Annotated in this window: 5 protein-coding genes; all 5 read right to left on the minus strand. The window is 25.2% G+C overall.

Annotation, left to right across the window (positions count from 1 at the left end; genetic code table 4):
- Nucleotides 1-54 precede the first annotated feature (54 nt).
- The 5 genes from FJO69_RS06805 to dnaE all read right to left on the minus strand — a co-directional run bounded on the left by FJO69_RS06805 (nt 55) and on the right by dnaE (nt 6,182).
- Complete coding sequence (locus FJO69_RS06805; protein ID WP_140781173.1) at nt 55-699, minus strand: uracil-DNA glycosylase; 645 nt, start codon at nt 697-699, stop codon at nt 55-57.
- Nucleotides 689-1,546, minus strand: coding sequence for a methionyl-tRNA formyltransferase (fmt, locus tag FJO69_RS06810; RefSeq protein WP_211333777.1), 858 nt, complete (start codon nt 1,544-1,546; stop codon nt 689-691). The genes FJO69_RS06805 and fmt overlap by 11 nt, the downstream gene beginning before the upstream one ends.
- 65 nt (nt 1,547-1,611) lie before the next feature.
- The gene (gene plsY, locus FJO69_RS06815) at nt 1,612-2,268 is read right to left on the minus strand and encodes a glycerol-3-phosphate 1-O-acyltransferase PlsY (protein ID WP_140781174.1); all 657 of its coding nucleotides are present in this window, start codon (nt 2,266-2,268) and stop codon (nt 1,612-1,614) included.
- A 76-nt stretch (nt 2,269-2,344) separates the two neighbouring features.
- A complete protein-coding gene (locus FJO69_RS01150; RefSeq protein WP_140781175.1) occupies nt 2,345-3,220 on the minus strand; it encodes a 5'-3' exonuclease in 876 nt (291 codons plus the stop codon).
- Complete coding sequence (gene dnaE, locus FJO69_RS01155) at nt 3,213-6,182, minus strand: DNA polymerase III subunit alpha (protein WP_140781176.1); 2,970 nt, start codon at nt 6,180-6,182, stop codon at nt 3,213-3,215. Before dnaE ends, FJO69_RS01150 begins: the two co-directional genes overlap by 8 nt.
- Nucleotides 6,183-6,203: the final 21 nt, after the last annotated feature.

Genomic DNA, 6,203 nt, shown 5'->3' on the forward strand with positions numbered 1-6,203 from the left:
CCTTGCTTATTTATAACTGATAAATTAAAAAGCAAAGTTAGAAAAACTTTACTTTTAATATGTAGATCAGTTAATTGTTTGTTTGTTTAATTTTATTAATTCATCGTTAATTTTTTTAAAGATATGTGAGCCAATAAAACCGCGATAAGCACCTAGTGGAGAAGGGTGAGAAGTAGATAACAATATTTGATTGTTTAAATCTAATTTGGAAATAAAATTATATGCATCTTTACCCAAGACAACATAAATAATATTTTTATAAATTTGATTAATTTTATTTAAAAAATGTAAATTAAATTTTTCTCAACCTAAGTTTTTATGAGCTAAGGTTTTACCAACTTCGTTTGTTAATATTGAATTTAATAAAAGTACTCCTTGGTTTTTTCAATTATTTAATGAATTAGATTTAATAATAGTATCCAGATAATCTTTTTTGATTTCATTAAATATATTTTTCAAAGAAGCAGGCGTTTTAATTGCGTTAGTAGAAAAACAAAGACCGTCAGCATCACCTAAATTAGGATAAGGATCTTGTCCTATAATTACAACTTTTAAATCATCAAAATTAAAATTTTCCATTGCTTTAAAAATTAAATCTTTACTAGGAGTAACGTTAGGCAAATTTATTAAATTATTTAAGACTTTAAAGTAGTCTTTTTTCTCTTCTTCTTTTAAAAAATCATTTCAATTAAATTTCATGTTTAACTTTTGCTTTTCCTTCAAATTGATATTCAATTAAATATAAATATCCATCTTTAAATTCAATTTTCAAAGGAGTTTTAATTTTTTCTTTAGTAGCTCTAAAAATCTTTAATCTTTTATTGTTTAAAAAAATATAAGCCCCCGGTTGGTTGTTGAATGCTCTAATAATATTTAAAGCTTTTTGGCAATTCATCTCTTGATTTAATTCGGCTTCTGCTTTGTTTATTTTATTAGCAAATGTTACTTTAGTTTCGTCTTGCTTAATTCTTGAATAATTACCTTGATAAATATTTGTTAATCAATTAGGTAAATTTTCAATCGATAAATTAGCTAATTTATCAAAAATTTCTAAGGCTGTATCATCTTCTTTTATTTGTGTTTTGGCGATACCTAAAATATCACCAGCATCCATTTTGTCAACCATTTCAATTAATGTTATTCCTGTTTCTTTTTCGTCATTTAATAAAGCATATTGTATTGGGGCTGCCCCTCTATATTTTTCTAATAAACTACCATGAACGTTAACTGGTAATACTTTTGGTAGTTTTAAAATTGAATTAGGTATAAATTGACCAAAAGATGCTGTTATAAAAAAGTCAAAATCTAATTGTTTTAATTCTTCATATATTTCTTTAATTTTTTCAGGTTGATATAAAGGGATATTTGTTTCATTAGCCAATCTAGCAACGTCTGTTAAAACAGGTTTTTTGTTTCTATCTAATTTATTATTTGGTTGGCTGATTAAAGCAACAACATTAAAGTTTTCATTTTCAATTAAAGATTTAAATATTTTAGCTGAAAAATCACCCGTTCCAGCTAGCACTAAGTTAATTTTATTTTTCATGTTAAAAATTATAACTTATCGTTTATATCTTTAAATTTTAGAAATAAAATAAAAAACAAAACCATTTAAATTTTGATTTTGTTTTCTTGTTTATTAGTTAGTCTTATATAGTTAGGGATATGTTTTAACATGATTATAACCGCAGCAAAAACAACAATAATGGCGTGTATAGGATAAGGTGTGTTAATTTGCATATAACCAAATATACCTTCATAGTTAAAAGTTTTCCAAAAACCTATAAAAGGTGTTGTAGTTGAAGAAATAACCGAAGCCAAAGAAATATATCTAGTTGTTAAAGTTATAAAAATAAAGACAGCAGCTAACATTAAAAATATTACTCAGTTATAAGCTAAAACCATTCCCATAAATGAAGCTACACCTTTACCACCTTTAAATTTAAAATATAGTGGAAAAATATGACCTAAAATGGCTCCAACTCCGGCAATAATAGGTAAGATAAATTGATTTCCTATTAGTCTTTTTACTGTATATACAATCATTATTGGAATAAAAGATTTAAGCAAATCAAAAATAAATACACCTGCTGCGAATTTAATACCATAAATTCTTAAAGCATTTGTTGCTCCGGCATTATGTGAACCTTCTTTGCGAATGTCTTTCTTTTTGTGTTTAGTAATAATAATAGCAATGTTAATAGAACCGATTAAATAAGCAATTATTAAAACTATAAAGTTTATTCAGATGTATTTATAGTGGAACATAAATAAAATAATAACTAAAAAAACTTAATTATGAAAATTAAATAAAAAATTGAATTAAAACAAATAAAAAATAACTTTAACTGATTAAAGCTATTTTCTTAAAATTTTTGTATATTTGGTTTAAATCAAATTTAGTTAAAATTTCTTGCAATTCTTGATTAAATTCAATTTTATTTAAAGCGATATCGTCTAATAAGGGCATTTCTAAATCAAAGTCGTATCTTAATGTTGCGAGATTTTTATCAAATAAAGCGTTATCTTTATGCTCTATTAATTTATTAGCTCAAGCCGGTTTTATTTGATCAATGTTGGCATAAATGTTTTCTAAATTACTATAGGTATTTAATAAAGAAACTGCTGTTTTAGGTCCAATTCCCTTTATACCTTTAAAATTATCACTTGAATCACCGGTCATGGCTTTAAAATCAATAACTTGGCAAGGTTTAAATTCGTAATAATTATTAAAGTTATCTTCATTAATAATTACTTCTGCACCTTTAATTTTTTTAATAATTCCAATATTAGAAGATACAAGCTGATTTAAATCTTGATCGGCAGAAAAAATTAAAATGTTTTCATCATTATATGTTTGGCAAGCTTTGGCTATGATATCGTCAGCTTCATAACCGTCAAAATGAGTATTATAGATTTTTGCTGCATCTAAAATATTTCTAATAGTATCTAATTGTTCATAAAATAATGAAGGCATTTTTTGACGTCCAGCTTTATAATCTTGATAAATTTCATGTCTAAAAGTTTTCGCTTTGCCATCAAAAGCAATAAAAACATTTTCAATATTATAGTTTTTAATTAATTTGAAAAAAGTACTAAAAAAAGCAACTATTGCACCAGTAGAATTATCATTTGAACTTAAACTAGCATATGATGTGGCAAAATATGACCGATAAGCTAAATATGTGCCATCAATGATTAATAAATTATTTTTATTCATGGGTTATCTTTCAAGATTTTAAGGTGTATTGATAATCACTTTTTTTAAGTAAAACGACTTCTAAAATTTTATCTTTTAATTTTTCTAATTCAGGAGCGGCTTTTCAAACAAAAGCAGTAATTTTTTGACTTTGATCTTGTAAATCCACTTTAACATAAGGTTTACCATTTTTAGCTACACCATTTTTAGTAGATACTAATAAAGCAGATGCAACGTATTCAACATTATTATGCATTTCTCTAAAACTAACTTTATTTTTAGGTAAATTAGATAAAGCAAAATTGTAGTTTTGACCTAAAAGTTCAATCTCATTTTTAATATTTTCTTCTTTATTTTCTTCAATTATTTTAGAAGGTTTATAACTTTTAATAATTGATTCTAATTCCTGATAATCACGACCTAAATTTACGTTTAAATAAAGCATTGTATCGCTATTTTCTAAAGCTATTTCTTCAAGCATAGTTTGCTGATTTAAGCCTAAATTCCTTAAAGTATTAGCCTTAATTAATAAATTTATTAAGCTAGAACCTATTTGTTTTACGCTCATTAATTTAATTAGTAAATCAAAGAAATTAATAAACTTACCTTTTTCTTCTCTAATCTTACAAATTAGTTTTGCGGTTTCTGGTCCTAAACCTTTAATCATTGTTAATGGTAAGATAATTTTTGAATCTTTAACCGTAGCTTCTACTTCTGATAAATTGATTTCAGGTGAAACAACTTCAAAACCTCTAGCAGTAGCTTCGTTAACAAATTTATTAATTGTTTCTTGTGCTCCGTGGGCCGAAGAAATGCAAGCAGCATAAAATTCTAATGGATAATAAGCTTTTAAATAAGCCATTTGCATAGTTAAAACAGCATAAGAAACAGCATGAGATTTGTTAAAGCCATATGAAGCAAATTTCTCTATTTGGCTAAAAATATACTTAGAAATTTCATAACCGAATCCATTTTGCACTGCTTTTGCTAGGAATTCTTGCTGTACCTTTTCCATTTCGTCGATTTTTTTCTTAGAAATTATTCTTCTTACATTATCAGCTTCAGCAAATGACATATTAGCTACAGTTTGTAAAATTTGCATTATTTGTTCTTGATAAACAATAATACCGTAAGTTTCCTTTAAAATCTCGTCATATTTAGGAGAAATTGATTCAACTTTTTCTTGTTGATATTTTCTTCTAGCATAACTTGGAATATTTTCCATAGGACCTGGTCTATTTAGGGAAATAATCGCAACTACATCGTTAAATGAATCCACTTTAATCTTATTTAAAGCAGAAACCATAATAGGACTTTCCACTTGGAATATTCCTACGGTATTACCTTTTGATAATAAATCAAAGATTTTTTGATCGTTAAAATTAATATTTTTTAAATCCACTTCAATATTTCTATTTTTCTTAATTAAATTAGTAATTTCTTTAATGGTAGTTAAAGTTTTTAAACCTAAAATATCCATTTTTATTAAACCAAAACCTTCTAAATATTCCATCGGAACTTGTGTTTGTAAAAGTTGATCATTATTTATTGCAGTTGGAATAATGTCGATAAATGGTTTATTTGTTAAAACAATTCCAGCGGCGTGAGTTCCAGTTTGTCTATAAAAACCAGCTATATCATTAGAAGTAGTTAAAATGTTTTGATATAAATTAGGATCATTAGGATTTAATCTAATTAACGCATCGGCAAACCTTTTGTTAATTGCATATTCTTCAACTAAAGATAAATCATCATTTTTAATAAGTTTAGAAACTTCGTTAATTTTTAAAGGCATAACATTATAAATTCTCATTATGTCTCTAATTGCTGATTTTTTACCTAAGGAAGCATAAGTAACAATATTAGCGGTTTTATCATAACCATATTTATTAATTAAATATTCAATAACTAAATGCCGCTTGTCATCTTGCACGTCCACATCAATATCAGGCATGTTTACCCGTTGCGGATTTAAAAATCTTTCAAAAATTAAACCGTGTTTAATTGGATCAATTTCAGTTATACCAATTAAATAACTAATTAGTGAGCCGGCTGCTGAGCCCCGACCAGGTCCAATAGAAATTTCATGATTTTTAGCTCAGTTGATTCAATCTTGAACTATTAAAAAATAATTAATAAAACCTAAAGATTTAATAATCTTAAATTCGTAAGTTATTCTTTCTTTATATTCCTTAGTTAAATTAGTTAATTTATTTTTAATTCCTTCTTGAATTAAAGTTTTTAAATATTCTTCGGCTTGATTATCATCAAAATTATTAAAATGAGGCAACAAGTTTTTTTCTTTTTTGATTTCAAAATATAATGATTTGACAAACTCGTTAGTTTTTATTACTAAATCTTCAAACTGACTATCTACTTCACTAATTCAAGGTTCATATATGTCTAAAAAAGTTGTTTCATTTCTGATTGAACCTAAAGCTTTAATTACATTATTTTCTTCAAAATCTAAAATTGCGTTATGTTGCATTATTAAACATTTATCTTTATGATTTTGATAAATTGGATTTTCTTTAATGTCATATGGGTTTATTCCATAAAAGTGATTATTTAAAGCAATTTCTTTATTTAAAAAAGTTAAAGGTCCAAAAATTGGATTTTCCACATAAATTAAATTATTATAGTTTTCTTGTAAATCATTTAAATCAATAGCCTTATCATTACTTTTTAATATATGATAAGAAAGTTTTTTAAGATCTATAAAATCATTTTCATTTTTAGCAAAAACGTTTATTCGAGTTAATTTATTATCAATTTTAACAGTGATATCTAAACCAAAAATAGGTTTAATATCATTTGCTTCAAAAGTGTTTAAGATCTCGCCAAAACTATAAAAATTATTATGTTCGCTAATAACAACATAATCTAAATTATCGTTTTTTACTTTTTCTAAAAGTTTTTTTGGTGTAATAGCACTTTCTAAAAATGAATAAATAGTATTTAAATGAAGGTTTAGTAATTTCATAATATATAAATTATATATGGC

This window comes from [Mycoplasma] falconis, from assembly GCF_006385795.1.
GTDB classification, from domain to species: domain Bacteria; phylum Bacillota_I; class Bacilli_A; order Mycoplasmatales; family Metamycoplasmataceae; genus Metamycoplasma; species Metamycoplasma falconis.